General features: G+C 75.5%; 4 protein-coding genes and 1 tRNA gene. 3 read left to right on the plus strand and 2 right to left on the minus strand.

Translation table 11 applies throughout. The annotated features are described in order from the left end of the window. On the minus strand, positions 1 to 1538 hold a 1538-nt coding region (gene glmU / locus CTKZ_RS17955; RefSeq protein WP_124344213.1), incomplete at its 3' end, for a bifunctional UDP-N-acetylglucosamine diphosphorylase/glucosamine-1-phosphate N-acetyltransferase GlmU. 158 nt (positions 1539 to 1696) lie between these two features. Then, a tRNA-Gln gene (locus CTKZ_RS17960) sits at positions 1697 to 1768 on the minus strand. A gap of 126 nt (positions 1769 to 1894) precedes the next feature. On the opposite strand from CTKZ_RS17960, the gene CTKZ_RS17965 reads away from it, so the two are divergent. The 3 genes from CTKZ_RS17965 to CTKZ_RS17975 all read left to right on the plus strand — a co-directional run. Beyond that, the gene (locus CTKZ_RS17965; RefSeq protein ID WP_124344214.1) at positions 1895 to 2506 is read left to right on the plus strand and encodes a TetR/AcrR family transcriptional regulator; all 612 of its coding nucleotides are present in this window, start codon (positions 1895 to 1897) and stop codon (positions 2504 to 2506) included. 53 nt (positions 2507 to 2559) lie between these two features. Beyond that, complete coding sequence (locus CTKZ_RS17970) at positions 2560 to 3084, plus strand: MarR family winged helix-turn-helix transcriptional regulator (protein WP_124344215.1); 525 nt, start codon at positions 2560 to 2562, stop codon at positions 3082 to 3084. Positions 3085 to 3117: 33 nt separating this feature from the next. Beyond that, positions 3118 to 3791 (plus strand): MFS transporter (locus tag CTKZ_RS17975; protein ID WP_235843546.1); only part of this gene is annotated, 674 nt, incomplete at its 3' end.

Here is a 3791-nt window from a genome sequence, read left to right on the forward strand (position 1 = left end):
CGCTCGGCGCGCGCCTGCGGGGACAGCTCGTCCGCCGCGCCGGCACCTGCCCGCGCGGCGGCGTCGGCCGCGGCCGTGCCGGCGCGGGCACGCACGACCCAGCCCTCGATGTTGCGCTGGGAGCCGGCCGACACCGCGAGGGCACCGGGCGGGACGTCGCGCCGGATGACGCTGCCCGCTCCCGTGTACGCGCCGTCGCCGACCGTGACCGGCGCGACGAACATGTTGTCCGCGCCCGTGCGGGCGTGCGAGCCGATCGTCGTGCGGTGCTTGTTGACGCCGTCGTAGTTGACGGTCACCGACGCGGCGCCGATGTTCGTGTGCTCGCCGATCGTCGCGTCGCCCACGTAGGACAGGTGCGGGACCTTCGAGCCCGTGCCGATCTGCGCGTTCTTCGTCTCGACGAACGTGCCGATCTTGCCGTCGGTGCCGAGCACCGTGCCGGGGCGCAGGTAGGCGAACGGGCCGACGCTCGCGCCCTCGCCGATCACCGCGAGCTCGCCGTGCGTGCGGCTCACCGTCGCGCGCGGGCCGACCTCGACGCTCGTGAGCGTCGTGTCCGGGCCGACCGTCGCGCCCTCGCGGACGACCGTCGCGCCGTGCAGCTGCGTGCCGGGCAGGAGCGTGACGTCGCGCTCGAGCTCGACGTCCACGTCGACCCACGTCGTCGCCGGGTCCACGACCGTCACGCCGTCGCGCATCCAGTCCTCGAGGATCCGGCGGTTGAGCTCCGCCCGCAGCCGCGCGAGCTGCACGCGGTCGTTCACGCCCTCGACGACCAGCGGGTCGTCCGTGCGCAGCGCCCGCACGTGCCCGCCGTCCGTGCGGGCGATCGCCAGCACGTCCGTCAGGTAGACCTCGCCCTGCGCGTTGTCGCGACCGAGGCGGCCCAGCGCGCCGCGCAGCACCGCCGCGTCGAACACGTAGATGGAGGAGTTGATCTCGGTGATCGCGCGCTGCTCGTCGTCGGCGTCCTTCTGCTCGACGATGCCGAGCACGTCGCCCGTGCCGGGCTCGCGCAGGATGCGGCCGTAGCCCGTCGGGTCGTCGACCTCGGTCGTGAGGACCGTCACGGCGTTGCCGTCCGCGTGGTGCGCGGCGAGCAGCTCGCCGAGCGTCCCCGCGTCGAGCAGCGGCACGTCGCCCGCGACCACGACGACCGCGCCGTCGAGCAGCACGCCCGCGGCCGAGCCGGGCTCGCCGACGCCGTGACCGGTCGCACCGGCGGCCTGCGCCTGCGCGGCGGCGTCGAGCGCCGACATCGCGATCTGGACGGCGCGGCCGGTGCCGGGGATGTCGTCCTGGTCCGCGAGCAGCGCCTGCGGGTCGATTTCCGCGACGTGCGCCGCGACGGCCTCGCGACCGTGGCGGACCACGACGACGACCCGACCGGGGTCGAGCGCGCGCGCCGTGGCGAGCGCGTGGCCGAGCATGCTCCGGCCGGCGAGGGTGTGCAGGACCTTGGGGGTTGCCGAGCGCATCCGCGTTCCCTCACCAGCAGCGAGGACGACGACGGCAGCCGGGCGGGGGAACGTCACCTGTGGGTGCTCCTCGCGGGTCTGCCCGGAGCACTCCGGGCGGCGGGACCGTGGGCACCTGCACTCTACCGCCGCGTCCGGGGCGTCCCGACGGCCCGTCCCGCCGGCGCGCACCGCTCCCCCCGGACGCGCCGCGCACGGTGCCGTCGTGCACCCTGCTCCGCCCCCAGGATTCGAACCTGGACCGCAAGGCTCCAAAGGCCTGCGTGCTGCCGTTACACCAGGGCGGACCGGCGCCGTGCCGTCGGGGCGACAGTCTGCCAGGGACCGCGGGGCGGACCACGGCGGGCCCGGCGGGCGCACACGGCATGATGTTCCCCGTGGCTGCGGAGACGAGGCGAGCACCCCGCTCGCGCATGACGGGGACCGAACGTCGTGCGCAGCTGCTCGACGTCTCCCGCCGCCTGTTCGCCGAGAAGGGCTTCGACGGGACCAGCATCGAGGAGATCGCGTCGCGCGCGGAGGTCTCGAAGCCGGTCGTGTACGAGCACTTCGGGGGCAAGGAGGGGATCTACGCGGTCGTCGTCGACCGGGAGATCACGGCCCTCACCGGGGCGCTCACGGGCGCCCTGGAGGGCGGCGGCCACCCGAAGGTGCTGGTCGAGCGGACGACGCTCGCGCTGCTCAGCTACATCGAGGCGTCGGAGGACGGCTTCCGGATCCTCGTGCGCGACTCGCCGGTCGCGCAGGCGACGGGCACGTTCTCGAGCCTCATCGGCGACGTCGCGACGAAGGTCGAGCACCTGCTCGCCGACCAGTTCCGCAGTCAGGGGCTCGACCCGCGGACCGCGCCGATCTACGCGCAGATGCTGGTCGGGATGGTCGCGCTCACGGGCCAGTGGTGGCTCGACGCGCGCCGCCCGCGCAAGGCCGAGGTCGCGGCGCACCTCGTGAACCTCGCGTGGAACGGGCTGGCCGGGCTCGAGCGGCGCCCGGAGCTCACGCGCAACACCGAGCCGGTCGCGTGACGACACGCCCGGGTCCCGGTCCGGTTGTGTCGACGTCGAGTAATCTCGCGCTCATGACGCCGGGGACGGCGCCCGACGACCCCGGGGCGCAGGACGAGGTCGACCGGATCGTGCTCGCGTGGGAGCGCGAGCGGCCGGACCTCGACGTGCGCCCGCTGACCGTCCTCTCGCGCGTGAGCCGGCTCGCGCGCCACCTCGACCTCGCCCGCCGCGGGGCCTTCGCGCGGCACGACCTGGAGACGTGGGAGTTCGACGTCCTGTCGGCGCTGCGCCGCGCGGGCGCCCCCTACCGCCTCTCCCCTGGCGCGCTGCTCACGCAGACGCTCGTGACGAGCGGCACCATGACGAACCGCATCGACCGGCTCGTCGAGCACGGTCTGGTCGAGCGGCAGCCGTCGCCGGACGACCGGCGCGGTGTGCTGGTGCAGCTGACGGAGGCGGGCCGGACGCGGGTCGACGCCGCGTTCGCGGACCTGCTGGACGTCGAGCGCGGGCTGCTCGGCGAGCTCGACGAGGCGGACCGGCAGCGGCTCGCGGACCTGCTGCGTGAGGTCGTGGCACCGTTCGACGCGTCGTGAGGGCATGACGGCGGCCCGACCGGCCCCGAGGGCATGACGGCGGCGGCTCGGCGGGCTGCCGCGGACGGTGCGCGCGGGCTCCTGCTCGCCGCGGTCCTGCTGTACGCGCTCAACCTGCGCGCACCCATCACCGCGCTCGCTCCCGTCGTCGACGACGTCCAGGCCGACCTGGGCCTGTCCGCGGCCGGCGTGGGCCTGCTCACGGGTGTGCCGGTGCTGTGCTTCGCGCTCGCGACGCCCCTCGTGGCCGTCCTGCTCGCGCGGCAGGGCACGACGCGTGTCGTGACGGCGTCGCTCGTGACGGTGCTGGTCGGGACGGTCCTGCGGTCCGTCGACGGGTTCGGCACGGCGCTCGTCGGGACGGTGCTGATCGGGGTCGCGATCACCGCGGGGAACGTCGCGGTGCCGGTCGTGATCGGCCGCGACTTCCCGTCGGCGGTCCCCCGGGCGACGGGGCTGTACACCGCGGCGCTCAACGCGGGCAGCGTGCTCACCACGACCCTGACCGAGCCGCTCGCGTCGCTCGTCGGGTGGCGCTGGGCGCTGGCGTCGTGGGGCGGGCTGGCGGTCGTGGGGCTGGTGGTGTGGCGGCGCGCGTACGGCCGGCGTGCCGATCCCCGGGTCCGGGCGGCGGGGGCTGCGGGCGACGACGAGGCACCGGCGGCCGGGTCGGGCGACGACGCGGCGGGGACGGGGCGCGCGCACGC

This window comes from Cellulomonas algicola, assembly GCF_003851725.1.
GTDB classification, from domain to species: Bacteria; Actinomycetota; Actinomycetes; order Actinomycetales; family Cellulomonadaceae; genus Cellulomonas; species Cellulomonas algicola.